This is a genomic window from Acidovorax radicis (assembly GCF_020510705.1).
Classification (GTDB): domain Bacteria; phylum Pseudomonadota; class Gammaproteobacteria; order Burkholderiales; family Burkholderiaceae_C; genus Acidovorax; species Acidovorax radicis_A.
In genome coordinates, this window is the sequence record NZ_CP075184.1 from 1,804,018 (window position 1) to 1,818,060 (window position 14,043).

The following is a 14,043-nucleotide window of genomic DNA, read 5'->3' on the forward strand; positions in this document are numbered from 1 at the left end:
CTGCAACCGTCACAGAGCTGCCTGAGTTGATTGAAGAGACCCAAACAAAAGGGGAATGTAAAGTGAAAAAAGGATTCGTGCAAACCACAAACTTTCGGCTGCTCAAAGAGGCCGAGAAGATCGTCGCGCGCCGGGGTGCCCGCGAGGCAAGCTTGGTGCTGATCCAGGGCAAGTTCGGCATTGGCAAGTCCGAACTGACCGAGCGCTGGGCCAGCGAGAACGGACATGCGTTCATCCGCGCCAAAAAGGTATGGACCTCCCGCTCCATGCTGGAAGACGTGGCAACGGAGCTGGGATTGTCGGTGCGCGGATCGGCCAAGGACGTCGAGAACCGCATTGCCCAGCACTTGGCTCAGACCATGCAGGCTCTCATCATCGACGAGGCCGACTACCTGGCCGACATGAAGAGCGCGGCCAAGCTGGAGACCATTCGCGACATCTCCGATGTGACCGGCACCATGGTCTTCCTGGTCGGTATGGAGAACTTCCCGGCCATCGTGCAGCGCTACGAGCACATCGCCAGCCGCGTGGCGCGCATCGTGCAGTTGCACCCTTTAAGCCTGATCGATGTGCAGGCCGCATGCAAGGCCAAAGCCGAGGTCGCTCTCACGCCCGCCCTGGTGGATCAGATCCACCGCGACAGCAAGGGCCGCATGCGCCACGTGCTCAACGCCATCGCCAACATCGAGGTTTGGGCCGAGGCCAATAGCTGGACTGAGGTGGATGTGTCCCACGTGAAGGGCAAGCCACTGTGCGCAGACTTCACTGGCCACCTGGCTGCGAACAGGGGCGGTTGATATGAGCGCCCTGCAATGGTTCATCTTGCCAGCACTGGCGGCGCTCGCGCGCAACGCCAAGAACACAACCCGCGCTATCACTGCCCCAGAGCTGAGCGCTTGGGCCACCGATGCCCAGCTAGATTTCCCGCTCGGGATTGCCGAGCTGGCACTGGCTGCCCTGCAGCGGCATGGCTATGTACGTCCCTACGCGCAGTGCCATAACAAGAGGGGGGCCATCAACCGATGGTCCATCACACCCCAGGGCCTGCAGGCCGCCAAGGCTGTTTTACAGATGCTGCCTGGCGGTCCGGCGCCTGACGTCCAGGCACTGCCCACCCGCCTGTGGAACCTGCTGCGCATCCGCCGCCGCCTTACGGCAACCGAAGCGGCGCAAACGCTGGTCGATGCCGACGACAACTTCGAGGCCCAAACCAAGCGCATCGGAGCGCTCCTCGCCGCGTGGGCCAAGTACGCACCCAAGACCCTCGTGGTAGCGCAAAAGCGCGAAGCAGGGCGCATTCGCTACGTCCTTCTCTCGGACCTGGGGCGCTGGCCTCCGCCGTCGCGTGCGGGGCAGATGCACCCCAGCACCTTTGCCTATGCGCGCGCCACACCATCGATGTTCCGCAAAAACCGCGAAGCCGAACTCCGCGTGGGTGAAGGCAAAGGGGAAGGGCGTGACGCGACATGACGTATCCGCTTTCGTACATGAACGACCCATGGTTTTCACTTCTTCAATCACGCACGGAAGGCCAAGCGCGCACGCAGGTTGCCCGGCAGTTGGGCATCAGCCCTGCCACGTTGAGCCAGGTGCTCAACGGCAGCGGCCTCTACGGCGAGGGAAAGGCCAGCACATCGCGCGTTGCAGACAAGGTGACTCACACCTTCGGCCGCTACGTGTGCCCGCACCTCACAGAGGAGGCTGGGGGCGAGCCGCACGAAGTGACAGCCGATCAGTGCCGTGCCTACGCCCACCGCGCGGCACCCGCCACGCCGCGCGACATGAAGCACTGGCAGGCCTGCCGCCAGTGCCCCCACAAGGCCGCGAGCGCCCCTCCGGTGCCACGCGCCATCCAGCCACGCAACAAGGTGATCCCCATCCAACCCATCCAACCCATCCAAACGGAGGCTTTGTGAACCTTTTAAAGACCATCGTCATCGGCGGCCCTGTGGGTTTGGCCCACGCCCTGCGCGAAGCCTGGGTAGCCCGCCGCGTTCGCAGTATCTCTACCTACATGGACCGTGAGCGCGATTTGCATCGTGAGCACATGGCGCAACTGCGTGCCGAGCTGGATGCCATGCAGGCAAAACAGGTCAGTTCCACAGCGCGCGCTGCGAGCTTCTGGAAGGGGTTGTCGTGATCACTACCCAACCCAACTACCAGCGGCCCCCGCTGCGCTGGATCACGCGCCGGGCCCGGTGTCTGCAAAACGGCTTCGGCGTTGCCCGCCGAGAAGCCATCCGATTTGCTGCCATCGACTACGCCTGGTTCACCGGCATGCGCGGCCTCACACTGATTCAAGGGGGGCGCAGCCATGGCTAAAGGCATTACCCATTCATGTGCCCACATCTGGCGCGGCATCGCCCGCGCGGGCGGTTGGTGGAGTCTGCTGCGCGTGGCTCGCGAGTGGGACGGCGTGTTCTCGATGGACGAGATCGCCGAGCACCTGGTCACACTCAAGCGCGGCGGCTTCCTGGCCGCCATGGAATACCACCGCGAAGGCACCGTATACGCCTACACGCCGCAGTGCCGCCAGTTGCCTGGCGAGACGCTGGTCGCTGTCACATCCGATGACCGCGAAATCGCAACGCTCATGCCAGCGCCCAAGCGCGAGGTTATGACGGGCACCTATGTGCCGCCATCCATGCCCACAGCGAGGCAGGGTGCGCTGGATCACACCCGCTACCCCAGCCTGCACATGGGCCACCGTCGCGCTCACCAAGGAGGCATGCAATGACCAGCGCGAGCTCAGCAGAATTCACCGACCAAGACGTCGAAGAGGTGCACGCACTCTCAGTGAGGGTCGCTGACCTGGCGCGCCAGGCCAGCTCGCCCGCAATCGCGCTCAACGCCTTGTTGACCGCCTACATCAATACCGCAGACAAGGCCAGCGTCTTGGAGATGGTCCCCGGCGCTGGTCTGGCGCTCGGTGCCGCAGCAGAGCAACTCCTGGCGCTGCGCCGCAGTTCCATGCACCTTCATTGATCACCGACCCAAGAAAGCAAAGACCATGACCGAGAAATCCATCCCCAACGGCTACTGGGAAGACGCCAACGGCGCCCTGATCCCCGTCTCCAAGATCAAGGACATCGACAAGGACCGTCATCGCACGGTTTCTGACCTGTGCGAGGCCGCCATCAAGCAGCACACAGAGTTGGCCGCTTTCAAGACCAATGCCATGGCCGAGGTGACCGAGTTCATCGACCGCAGCTTGGCCGAATACGACGTGAAGCACGGTGGCAAGAAGGGGAACGTCACGCTGATCTCTTTTGACGGCCGCTACAAGGTAGTGCGCCAGATGCAAGAGAGCCTCGTGTTCGACGAACGCCTGATGGCTGCCAAGGCGCTCATTGATGAGTGCATCCAGCGCTGGAGCAAGGGCAGCAACGCGCACATCAAGGTGCTGGTCAACGACGCGTTCCAGGTCGATCAGGCCGGGAAAATCAGCACCGGCCGCGTGTTGGGTTTGCGCCGCCTGAAGATCGATGACGAGACGTGGCTGCGCGCCATGGCCGCCATCAGCGACAGCATGCAGGTTGCCAGCACCAAGCCCTACATCCGCTTCTACGAGCGCGATGCGCGCGGTGAGTACGTAGCGATCAACCTGGACATGGCGGCGGTATGAGCGAAGGCCGCAAAGTGCAAATCATTGCGCAGCCGAGCAGTGTCTGCGTGTACTGCCAAGCCAGCGAGGTGCCCTGGCACACGCTGGCGTGTAACGGCTGCCGCCCCACGCTGGTTGCATTGGGGCTGCTGTCGACCTCACCTGCAGCGTTCGAGGGCGGCCCCCAAGGCCCCGGTTGAAACATGACCTCCACTGCTCGCGGCGCACTCACCGTGCACACCACCGCCTTCAACGTCGACGTCCAACGCAAGCGCGAACTAGGCCACATCCACAAGGGCAAGTCGGCGCTTCGCTGGACCGAGGATGACTACCGCTATCACCTGCGCAACCTCACCGGCAAAAGCAGCTCGGCCGAGCTGAACGCAACAGAGCGCCGCACGGTCCTAACCCACATGGCAACTTTGGGCTACACGCCCAAGGCGGCCAAGTTTCAGACTTTTGACCAGGCCGCCAAGATCAAGTGGCTATGGCGCAAGATCGACGAGGAGGACGGCTTGCGCGACCCCCGCCCGGCCGCACTCCTGATGTTTGTAGGGCGCACCACCGGAAAGGGCGTGGCCGATGTGAAGTTCCTGCCAACGCAGGACGCCTCCAAGGTCATCGAAGCCCTTAAGGCCATGCTGGACCGCGCCAAGAGCGCCAAACGCTGACGGCAATGCTCCCAGCCAGTTCAGCCATCCCCGTCGACCTGCTGCCGCCCCTGCTGCAGGATTTTGAGCGCCTGATCGGACTGGAAGCCACCATGGCGTTCGTCAGGCACTCGGGAGGGCTGCGCATTTATATCCCCACGCCAGAGCGCGCCACGTCCGACCATCCGTTCGCGCATGTGATCGGTCTAGGCAACCTTTTAAAGCTGGCGGAGGTGTACGGCGGGGAGGCCCACTTCCAGCTTCCCAAAGCGGAGAGGGCACTCATTCAGGTGCGCAACGCCCGCATTGCCCACGCCTACGCCACGCACAAAACGGCGCGCGAACTGGCCGTGGAATATCACATCACTGAAGGGCAGATCGTGCGGATCGTGGCGGCTATGGGTGTTGCAGCTCCGAGTGATCGGCGGCAGGCCACATTGTTTTAGGACCACCTATCCTGAACTTTTCGATCAGAAAGCGCTGCCCTTGGGGGGCAAGGAACGCGGCTTATGGCAACATCTCGCCGACCCCAATTGAAGCCGTCTCAAGATCCAACGTCGAGGGACAGCAACCGGCCGAGGCTGTGTGGAAACGCGCAGCAGATAGGCAGCCCAGCCCCCTCCTACCTAACCGGGCCGTATTTTCGGCCTTCGCGGTTTTTGAGCTCATCCCTGAAGCGCATGGGGGCAGTCTGAAGCGTGGATGTGCGTTTAGAGGCCAAGAGAGGCCCCAAAAGGCCTCATGCCTTCCCCTCCCGCATCGCCTGCATCGTCCCCGCGATACCCAGCACGCGTATCACCCGCTTGAGGTTGTAGGCCAGCACATGCAGGCTCATCTCGGTGCTCACATGCTTGAGGGTCTTCATCAGGAAGTGCGTCGAGCCCATCCAGTGCTTGAGCGTACCGAAGACATGTTCCACGGTGGACCTGCGCAAGGTCATGGCGTCCGGCTTTCGGTCCAGCCGCTGCTGCACGCGCTCAAGAACCTCTTCGTGCTCCCAGCGACGAATGCGGCGGTTGCTACTGGTCGTGCACTGCGCCTTGAGCGCACATCCCGGGCATGCACTGCTCCAATAGACACGCGCATTGAGCCCGCTCTTCTCCAGCGTGCTGAACCGGTAGATGGCTCGCTTGCCCGCAGGGCACTGGTATTCATCATCCTTTGCGATGTAGATGAAATCCGCCTTGTCAAAGCGGCCCTCGGCTTTCGCATTGGATGTCATGGGCTTGGGCACAAAGGTCGTGATACCTGCGTCTTCGCAGGCCTTGAGTTCCGGGCCACTGAAGTAGCCGCGGTCAGCGAAGGCCTGTAGGTTCTGGGTTCCCAGCGCTTGGTCTGCGGCACAGGCCATCTTGTGCAGTTGTGCACGGTCGTTGCCGACGTTTGTGACCTCGTGCGCAACGATCAGGTGGTGTTCGACATCGACAGCCGTCTGGACGTTGTAGCCCACCAACCCCGATCCCTTGGCTTGGGTAGCCATCGAGCGTGCATCGGGATCGGTGAGTGATATCTGTCCGTCAGGTAGGTCCTTTAGCTGCTCTCTCAGGTTATCGAGCCGCTGCATCTGCTCGCGCAGCTTCTTGATCTTCTCCTGTAAGCGTTCTGTCTTGGCCTCGACTTCCGCGGGCTGCGTGCGGTCAGCAGTCTCCAGCGCGTCGAGGTAACGCTGGATGCTTTGTTCGATCTGCTCCTGGCGCCTGTCGATCTTGCCCGGGGTGAAGTTGCGGTCGCGGCTGTTGACCGCCTTGAACTTGCTGCCATCAATCGCCACGATGGCTTGCGAGAAGAGCTTCAACTGCCTGCACATGGTGACGAAGCGCTTGCAGACGTTGCAGATGCCCGGGCCGCTGTTGCGGCGGAAGTCGGCAATGGTCTTGAAGTCAGGCGCGAGACGTCCGGTCAGCCACATCAGTTCGACATTGCGCTGGGCTTCGCGCTCCAGGCGACGGCTCGATTGGATGCGGTTGAGGTAACCGTAGATGTAGAGCTTGAGCAGTACGGCGGGGTGATACGCCGGCCGACCGGTGAGTGCGGGCTCGGTCCGCGTGAACCCCAGAGCATGCAGGTCCAACTCGTCTACGAACACATCGACAACCCTGACCGGATTGTCTTCGCCGATGTAGTCGTCAAGGCATTCGGGCAGCAAAGTGACTTGGTGACGGTCCTCGCCTTCGATGAATCTCTTCATGGGCCACCTCGATCGCAACGGGGTGGCATGATTTTATTTACTATGGTGCGAATGGCGAAGGGTTTTCACACAGCCTCGGCCGAATGCCGACATCGTATCAAGCGATGCAGGCTTGAATTTTGACCGGTTCGCCTTGATTGATCGCTCTTTGCAAGAGCTGAAACATCAGAGCCTCCATGGGGGCTACCGCTCGTACAGGTCGGCACCAAGCGGTGCTGTTTTAAAAACGGGGTGGAGTGGTTTTAAAGACGCCCAACCTTCTGCTGGTTGGGCGCTGTGAATATGTCCGATAAGCAACGCGGCAACCTATTGATTTCATTGAGACTTCTTGAGGATGGGCGCGCTAGAGACGCCCATCCTGAAAACGCCCAACCTTGCGTGATCCATGCGTTTCGCTGAAACGACTGCTCCGCCCAGGAGCCAAGTAAAGCCTTCCCCAATGAAAACGGGGCCAGAAGGCCCTGTGAAGCAACTTCCGCCACCCTGGGCCCACTCCAGCCCGTATACGGCCCATTTTGGCCGTTCTGCCCCTATGAAGCGCCCATTCCGCGCCAAAGCCACCGGCAACCCCACGCGCCCCAAAACTCCCCGCAAACCCGCGCCAGCATTAGCGAGGCCCAAAGTTATCCACACCCGAGCTCTGTGCCAATGCGATCACTCCCCCACTCGTTGGCTCGCCGTGCGGGCATAAAAAAACGGGCCGAAGCCCGTCAATGATCACGTCGTGAGGAGGGGCAACAAGCCCCCGCCGCGTCGTGCAAGAGATGCAGGGGTTACTCCACTTCGCCCATTTGCGATTGCAGGTAATTGGGCAAACCCACCTTGCCGATCAGATCAATCTGGGTTTCGAGGAAGTCGATGTGCTCCTCGGTGTCGTCCAGGATCTTTTGCAGCAGGTCGCGTGACACGTAGTCGCGCACCGTTTCGCAGTGGGCAATGCCCTCCTTGATCGTGGCCTGGGCGCCTTGTTCGGCGCGCAGGTCGCAAGCCAGGATCTCCGGCACGTCTTCGCCGACCTGGATCTTGGCCAGGTCCTGCAGGTTGGGCAGGCCGTCGAGCATGAAGATGCGGTCCATGAGCCAGTCGGCATGCTTCATCTCGCCCATGGATTCGGCGTATTCCTTCTTGGCCAGCTTGTCGAAGCCCCAATGCTTGAGCATGCGGTAGTGCAGGAAGTACTGGTTGATGGCCGTGAGTTCGTTCTTGAGCTGGGCCTGCAGATGGCCAATGACTTGTGCGTCACCTTTCATGGGGGACTCCTTGTGGTGTTGATTCGGCAGTGATTGTCGTGACCTGTATCAGGGCGCGCAAGGCATGTCCCTGCGCATCGGTGATGGCTGCGCGTCATGCTGGGTTGTATTCGTGTTCATCCCTCCCCAAGTCCCGGGGCTGGTAGACGGCCGCATGGGGTGGTGTGGGGTGACCGGCAACGCGTTGATGGGGGTGCTCAAGCACTTGACCCACGCATGCCTGCGGCTGGTGGCCTCCCGCCAAAACCCCTGAGCAGTCCGAGCCTTTGATAGATAGCTATATAGTCACAGGCAATTGATTCAATCAAATCAATTAATTGGATTGATGCCTTCGGAAGGCCTAGACTTCAGTCCTGTTCAGTCAACCAACCACTAAGGAAACAGCAATGTCCCTGATCAATACGCAAGTTCAGCCCTTCAAGACCACCGCTTTCGTCAGCCGTGACGGCAAGGGTGAATTCATCGAAGTGACCGAAGCCAGCCTCAAGGGCAAGTGGTCCGTGCTGATCTTCATGCCTGCCGCTTTCACCTTCAACTGCCCCACCGAAATCGAAGACGCGGCCGACAACTACGCTGAATTCCAGAAGGCCGGTGCCGAGGTCTACATCGTGACCACCGACACGCACTTCTCGCACAAGGTGTGGCACGAAACGTCGGATGCCGTGGGCAAGGCCAAGTTTCCGCTGGTGGGCGACCCAACGCACCAGCTGACCAACGCTTTTGGCGTGCATATCCCTGAAGAAGGCCTGGCACTGCGCGGCACCTTCGTGATCAACCCCGATGGCGTGATCAAGACGATGGAAATCCACTCCAACGAAATCGCCCGCGACGTGTCGGAAACCCTGCGCAAGCTCAAGGCTGCCCAGTTCACCGCCGCCAACCCTGGCCAAGTTTGCCCCGCCAAGTGGAAGGAAGGCGCCAAGACCCTGACGCCTTCGCTGGACCTGGTCGGCAAGATTTAATTCTCGGCCCCCTCGAAGCCGGACAGCGTCATGGCGCATTGCGCCATGCCGTCCGGCTTTTTTACGCCCGGACGTTGATACGCAGGCTTGAACTGCCGCCCGTTTGGCTTCAACCTTCCAGACAACACCACTCGAATTTCAAAGGACACCACCATGCTCGACGAACAACTCAAGACCCAACTCGCCGCCTATCTGGAGCGCGTGCAGCAGCCGTTTGAGCTGGTGGCTTCCCTGGACGACAGCGAGACAGCGCGCGATATGCGCGAGCTGCTGACGACTATTCAATCGCTGCGCAGCGACAAGATCACGCTGCGCACCGACGGCAACGATGCGCGCAAGCCATCGTTCAGCCTGCAGCGTGTGGGCGCCGACGCGCAGGTGCAAAGCCTTCGTTTTGCCGGCTTGCCGCTGGGCCACGAGTTCACCTCGCTGGTGCTGGCGCTGCTGTGGACCGGTGGGCATCCGCCCAAAGTCGAGCAGGACGTGATCGACCAGATCAAGGCCCTGGATGGCGACTTCCACTTCGACGTCTACATGAGTCTGACCTGCCACAACTGCCCCGACGTGGTGCAGGCGCTGTCGCTCATGGCCATCGTCAATCCCAAGATCAAGACGACCCTGATTGAAGGCGGTGCCTTCCAGAAAGAAGTCGAAGAACGCCAAATCATGGCCGTGCCCATGGTGTTCATGAACGGACAGATGTTTGGCTCGGGCCGCATGACACTGGAAGAAATCGTGGCCAAGCTCGACACCGGCTCAGCAAGCCGCGAAGCGGCCAAGCTGTCTGCCAAAGAGGCCTATGACGTACTCATCGTGGGTGGCGGGCCGGCGGGCGCTGCAGCGGGCGTGTATGCCGCACGCAAAGGCATTCGTACGGGCATTGCTGCCGAACGTTTTGGTGGCCAGGTCAATGACACGCTGGCCATCGAAAACTACATCTCGGTGCTTGAAACCGATGGCCCCAAGTTTGCGGCCGCGCTCGAAGCCCACACCCGCGCTTACGACGTGGACATCATGAACCTGCAGCGCGCCGACAAGCTGATTCCGGCTGCGCAGCCCGGCGGCCTGATCGAGGTGCAGCTGGCCAACGGCGGCACGTTGCGCTCCAAGACCGTGATCCTCTCGACCGGCGCCCGCTGGCGCAACGTGAACGTGCCCGGCGAAGCCGAGTACAAGAACAACGGCGTGGCCTATTGCCCGCACTGCGATGGGCCGCTGTTCAAGGGCAAGCGCACGGCGGTGATTGGTGGGGGCAATTCGGGCATTGAGGCGGCCATCGACCTGGCGGGGCTGGTGGCGCACGTCACCGTGATTGAGTTTGCCGATCAGCTCAAGGCCGATGCCGTGCTGGTGAACAAGCTCAAGAGTCTGCCCAACGTGACCATCCACACCAACGCGCAGACCACCGAAATCACGGGTGCCGATGGCAGGGTGAACGGCCTCAAATACAAGGACCGCGCCACCAAGGTGGAGCACCTGGTGCCGCTGGAAGGCGTGTTCGTGCAGATCGGCCTGGTGCCCAACACCGAGTGGCTCAAGGGCACGGTGGAGCTTTCCAGGTTCGGCGAAATTGTGGTAGATGCCTATGGGCGCACCAATGTGCCTGGCGTGTTTGCCGCAGGCGACTGCACCACGGTGCCGTTCAAGCAGATCGTGATCGCCGCAGGTGACGGTGCAAAGGCGGCATTGAGTGCTTTTGACCACCTGATCCGCATGCCAGCGGCTGCGGCGCCCGCCCAGACGCCAGTGGTCGATCGTGTGGCGGAACCTGCTTGATACCCTGAAATATCAGGTAAAAATGGCCTCTGGCGCTTTATTAATAAGCGCTGGTAGCTATAGATATAGTAGCAAAATGATGGCAAACGCGGCGCTGTGATGGCGCCGCGTTTGCGTGGTGGTGTGTACGGCAGTGCTCAGTACACCAGCCGCTCGGGGCGCACTTCCTGCAAGATGGTGGTGGCGATTTCTTCGATGCTCTTGGTGGTGGTCGACAGCCATCGGATGCCCGAGCGGCGCATCATGGCTTCGGCGTCTGCCACTTCGGCGCGGCAATTGGCCAGGTCGGCATATTTGGAGTTGGGGCGGCGCTCGCTGCGGATTTCGGCCAGGCGCTCGGGGCTGATCGTGAGGCCGAAAATCTTTTTCTGAAACGGCATCAGTGCGGGGGGCAACTGGCGGCGTTCGAAGTCTTCCGGGATCAGTGGGTAGTTGGCCGCCTTCATGCCGCATTGCATGGCCAGGTACAGGCTGGTCGGGGTTTTGCCACTGCGGCTCACGCCCACCAAAATCACGTCGGCGCCCGCCAGGTCGCGGTTGCTCTGACCATCGTCGTGGGCCAGGCTGAAGTTGATGGCCTCGATGCGGTCGGTGTACTCCTTGCTGCGGCTCACATCCGAAAAGCGCCCCACACGGTGGTGCGACTTGATACCCAGCTCTTGTTCGAGCGGGTGCACAAAGGTGCCGAACATGTCCAGCAGCATGCCCTTGCAGCCCTCCTGAATGACCTTCAGTACTTCCATGTTGACGAGCGTGGTGAACACGACGGGCTTTCTGCCTTCCACTTCGCCCGTATGGTTGATCTGCCGCACCGCTTGGTGGGCCTTGTCCACGGTGTCGATGAAAGGCAGGCGCACATGGCGCGGCTTCATCTCGAACTGGGCGAGGATGGCGTTGCCGAAGGTTTCGGCGGTGATGCCGGTGCCGTCAGAGACAAAAAATACGGTGCGCGAGTGCATGGGGCTCCTTTTGGGGGTGCGGCTTGCGCCAGCGGGGTTGCCACCTCAAAGAAGTGGCGAATCCCCGTTTTGCGTCAGTCGCATGAAAGCGTCAGCCCGTTGCCAGATGCGCGGGCCTACAATTGTCACAATTATCCAATTCTCACCATGCACACCGTCGGCCTACAACCACAACGACAAAGCTGCAGCCTGTGCATGGCCGCTCGCCCATCGCTCCCAGGGGGCGGGCGCGCAGACCCGGTTTCAACTTCTGGAGCTTTCCCATGTCTGCACTTTTCAGCCCGACCGCCCTGGTCGTACCGTTTGAAAACCTGAGAATGACCGATGTCGAGGCCGTTGGCGGTAAAAACGCCAGCCTCGGCGAGATGATCTCCCAGCTGCCGCAGGGCGTGCGCGTGCCCACGGGCTTTGCCACCACCGCCCACGCGTTCCGCGCGTTCCTGGCCCACGACGGCCTGGCCGACCGCATCAGCGCCAAGCTCAAGAGCCTGGACACCGAAGACGTGCGAGCGCTCGCCGCCGTGGGCGCCGAGATCCGCACCATGGTTGAGGCCCAGCCCTTTCCGGCCGACCTGCAAAAGGCCATTGCCGACGAGTTTGCCAAGCTGAGCGCGGGTAACCCCGCCGCCTCGTTTGCCGTACGCTCGTCCGCCACAGCCGAAGACTTGCCCGACGCATCGTTTGCCGGCCAGCAGGAAACCTTCCTGAACGTGGTGGGCATCGACGAAGTCATGCACAAGATGAAGGAAGTGTTCGCGTCGCTGTACAACGACCGCGCCATCTCCTACCGGGTGCACAAGGGTTTTGAGCACGATGTGGTGGCCCTGTCGGCTGGCGTGCAGCGCATGGTGCGCTCCGACCTGGGCGCCGCCGGCGTGATGTTCACCATCGACACCGAATCCGGTTTTGAAGACGTCGTTTTCATCACCAGCAGCTATGGCCTGGGCGAGACGGTGGTGCAGGGCGCCGTGAACCCCGATGAGTTCTATGTGCACAAGCCCATGCTCCAGGCGGGCAAGAAGGCGCTGATCCGCCGCAACTTGGGCAGCAAGCTGATCCAGATGGTGTTCTCCACACCAGAGGAAAAGGCCGCCAGCGGCAAGCTGGTCAAGACCATTGATGTGCCCACCGAGCAGCGCAACCGCTACTCGCTGACCGATGCCGACGTGGAACAACTGGCCCGCTACGCGCTGGTGATCGAGCAGCACTACGGCCGCCCCATGGACATCGAATGGGGCAAGGACGGCACCGACGGCCAGCTCTACATCCTGCAGGCCCGGCCTGAAACGGTGAAGAGCCAGGCCAAGGGCCAGGCCGAGCTGCGCTACAAGCTCAAGGGCCACGGCACCGTGCTGGCCGAGGGCCGCGCGATTGGCCAGAAGATTGGTACCGGCCCCGTGCGCCTGGTGCACAACATCTCCGAGATGGACAAGGTCCAGCCCGGCGATGTGCTGGTGACCGACATGACCGACCCCAACTGGGAACCCGTGATGAAGCGCGCCAGCGCCATCGTCACCAACCGGGGCGGCCGCACCTGCCACGCCGCCATCATTGCGCGCGAGCTGGGTATTCCGGCCGTGGTGGGTTGCGGCGACGCGACCGAGCGCCTGAAGGATGGCACGCTGGTCACGGTGAGCTGCTCCGAGGGTGACACAGGCAAGATCTACGACGGCCTGCTCGAAACCGAAATCACCGAAGTGCGGCGCGGCGCGATGCCCCCCATCAAGACCAAGATCATGATGAACGTGGGCAACCCCCAGCTGGCGTTTGACTTTGCCCAGTTGCCCAACGAAGGCGTGGGTCTGGCGCGGCTGGAGTTCATCATCAACAACAACATTGGCGTGCACCCCAAGGCGATCCTGGACTACCCCCAGATCGATGCCGACCTGAAGAAGGCCGTGGAGTCCGTGGCCCGTGGCCATGCATCGCCCCGCGCGTTCTACGTGGACAAGGTCGCCGAAGGCGTGGCCACCATCGCCGCCGCCTTCTGGCCCAAGCCCGTCATCGTGCGCCTGTCGGACTTCAAGTCCAACGAATACCGCAAGCTGATTGGCGGCAGCCGCTACGAGCCCGAGGAAGAGAACCCCATGCTGGGCTTCCGTGGTGCGGCCCGCTACATCAGCGAAGATTTCGGCGAAGCCTTTGCGATGGAATGCGAGGCTTTGAAGCGCGTGCGCAACGACATGGGGCTGACCAACGTGCAGGTGATGGTGCCGTTTGTGCGCACGCTGGGCCAGGCCGAGCGCGTGACCAAGCTGCTGGCCACCCATGGCCTGCAGCGTGGCAAGGACGACCTCAAGGTCATCATGATGTGCGAGGTGCCCAGCAACGCCATCCTGGCCGACCGCTTCCTGGAGTTCTTCGACGGCTTCTCCATCGGCTCCAACGACCTGACCCAGCTCACGCTGGGTCTGGACCGCGATTCGGGCCTGGAGCTGCTGGCGAAAGACTTTGACGAGCGTGACCCCGCTGTCGAGGCGTTGATCCACCAGGCCATCAAGGCCTGCCTGGCACAGGGCAAGTACATCGGTATTTGCGGTCAGGGCCCCAGCGACCACCCTGACTTTGCGCAGTGGCTGGCCAAGGAAGGCATCTCGTCGATCTCGCTCAACCCTGACAGCGTGGTCGCCACCTGGCAGCAACTGGCGGGCTGA

General features: G+C 61.7%; 18 protein-coding genes. 14 read left to right on the top strand and 4 right to left on the bottom strand.

Features of this window, described 5'->3' with window-relative positions; genetic code table 11:
* Nucleotides 1–77 precede the first annotated feature (77 nt).
* The 10 genes from KI609_RS08240 to KI609_RS08285 all read left to right on the top strand — a co-directional run bounded on the left by KI609_RS08240 (nucleotide 78) and on the right by KI609_RS08285 (nucleotide 4,700).
* Nucleotides 78–797, top strand: coding sequence for an AAA family ATPase (locus KI609_RS08240; protein WP_226448947.1), 720 nt, complete (start codon nucleotides 78–80; stop codon nucleotides 795–797).
* 1 nt (nucleotide 798) lies between these two features.
* Nucleotides 799–1,470 carry a hypothetical protein gene (locus KI609_RS08245; protein WP_226448949.1) on the top strand — a complete coding sequence of 224 codons (672 nt, stop codon included), beginning with the start codon at nucleotides 799–801 and terminating at the stop codon, nucleotides 1,468–1,470.
* A complete protein-coding gene (locus tag KI609_RS08250) occupies nucleotides 1,467–1,916 on the top strand; it encodes a hypothetical protein (protein WP_226448951.1) in 450 nt (149 codons plus the stop codon). The genes KI609_RS08245 and KI609_RS08250 overlap by 4 nt, the downstream gene beginning before the upstream one ends.
* Nucleotides 1,913–2,140, top strand: a complete 228-nt coding sequence (locus tag KI609_RS08255) for a hypothetical protein (protein WP_226448953.1) — start codon at nucleotides 1,913–1,915, stop codon at nucleotides 2,138–2,140. The genes KI609_RS08250 and KI609_RS08255 overlap by 4 nt, the downstream gene beginning before the upstream one ends.
* A complete protein-coding gene (locus KI609_RS08260; protein WP_226448955.1) occupies nucleotides 2,137–2,322 on the top strand; it encodes a hypothetical protein in 186 nt (61 codons plus the stop codon). Before KI609_RS08255 ends, KI609_RS08260 begins: the two co-directional genes overlap by 4 nt.
* Nucleotides 2,315–2,737, top strand: a complete 423-nt coding sequence (locus KI609_RS08265) for a hypothetical protein (protein ID WP_226448957.1) — start codon at nucleotides 2,315–2,317, stop codon at nucleotides 2,735–2,737. Before KI609_RS08260 ends, KI609_RS08265 begins: the two co-directional genes overlap by 8 nt.
* On the top strand, nucleotides 2,734–2,985 hold the full coding sequence (locus KI609_RS08270; RefSeq protein ID WP_226448959.1) for a hypothetical protein: 252 nt from the start codon (nucleotides 2,734–2,736) through the stop codon (nucleotides 2,983–2,985). Before KI609_RS08265 ends, KI609_RS08270 begins: the two co-directional genes overlap by 4 nt.
* A gap of 25 nt (nucleotides 2,986–3,010) precedes the next feature.
* Nucleotides 3,011–3,625, top strand: coding sequence for a DUF3164 family protein (locus tag KI609_RS08275; protein ID WP_226448961.1), 615 nt, complete (start codon nucleotides 3,011–3,013; stop codon nucleotides 3,623–3,625).
* Between the two features lie 182 nt (nucleotides 3,626–3,807).
* Nucleotides 3,808–4,275: a regulatory protein GemA gene (locus KI609_RS08280; protein WP_226448963.1), complete on the top strand. Its 468-nt coding sequence runs from the start codon at nucleotides 3,808–3,810 to the stop codon at nucleotides 4,273–4,275.
* Between the two features lie 5 nt (nucleotides 4,276–4,280).
* Nucleotides 4,281–4,700, top strand: a complete 420-nt coding sequence (locus KI609_RS08285; protein WP_226448965.1) for a Mor transcription activator family protein — start codon at nucleotides 4,281–4,283, stop codon at nucleotides 4,698–4,700.
* 293 nt (nucleotides 4,701–4,993) lie between these two features.
* Here KI609_RS08285 and KI609_RS08290 read toward each other — a convergent pair whose 3' ends face one another.
* Complete coding sequence (locus tag KI609_RS08290) at nucleotides 4,994–6,442, bottom strand: IS1182 family transposase (protein ID WP_226448967.1); 1,449 nt, start codon at nucleotides 6,440–6,442, stop codon at nucleotides 4,994–4,996.
* A 773-nt stretch (nucleotides 6,443–7,215) separates the two neighbouring features.
* Nucleotides 7,216–7,692: a bacterioferritin gene (gene bfr, locus KI609_RS08295; protein WP_226448969.1), complete on the bottom strand. Its 477-nt coding sequence runs from the start codon at nucleotides 7,690–7,692 to the stop codon at nucleotides 7,216–7,218.
* 64 nt (nucleotides 7,693–7,756) lie between these two features.
* On the opposite strand from bfr, the gene KI609_RS08300 reads away from it, so the two are divergent.
* On the top strand, nucleotides 7,757–7,945 hold the full coding sequence (locus KI609_RS08300) for a hypothetical protein (RefSeq protein WP_226448971.1): 189 nt from the start codon (nucleotides 7,757–7,759) through the stop codon (nucleotides 7,943–7,945).
* Nucleotides 7,946–8,078: 133 nt separating this feature from the next.
* Nucleotides 8,079–8,654 (top strand): alkyl hydroperoxide reductase subunit C, encoded by a 576-nt coding sequence (gene ahpC, locus KI609_RS08305; RefSeq protein WP_226448973.1) that lies wholly within the window; start codon nucleotides 8,079–8,081, stop codon nucleotides 8,652–8,654.
* Here the strand turns inward: ahpC and KI609_RS08310 are convergent.
* Nucleotides 8,651–8,803 (bottom strand): hypothetical protein, encoded by a 153-nt coding sequence (locus KI609_RS08310; RefSeq protein ID WP_226448975.1) that lies wholly within the window; start codon nucleotides 8,801–8,803, stop codon nucleotides 8,651–8,653. The two genes, ahpC and KI609_RS08310, sit on opposite strands and share 4 nt — an antisense overlap.
* Nucleotides 8,804–8,807: 4 nt before the next feature.
* On the opposite strand from KI609_RS08310, the gene ahpF reads away from it, so the two are divergent.
* Nucleotides 8,808–10,430 (top strand): alkyl hydroperoxide reductase subunit F, encoded by a 1,623-nt coding sequence (gene ahpF / locus KI609_RS08315; RefSeq protein ID WP_226448977.1) that lies wholly within the window; start codon nucleotides 8,808–8,810, stop codon nucleotides 10,428–10,430.
* Nucleotides 10,431–10,567: 137 nt separating this feature from the next.
* Here ahpF and KI609_RS08320 read toward each other — a convergent pair whose 3' ends face one another.
* Complete coding sequence (locus tag KI609_RS08320) at nucleotides 10,568–11,389, bottom strand: pyruvate, water dikinase regulatory protein (RefSeq protein WP_226448979.1); 822 nt, start codon at nucleotides 11,387–11,389, stop codon at nucleotides 10,568–10,570.
* Between the two features lie 263 nt (nucleotides 11,390–11,652).
* Between KI609_RS08320 and ppsA the strand changes: the two genes are divergently transcribed.
* A complete protein-coding gene (gene ppsA / locus KI609_RS08325) occupies nucleotides 11,653–14,043 on the top strand; it encodes a phosphoenolpyruvate synthase (protein WP_226448981.1) in 2,391 nt (796 codons plus the stop codon).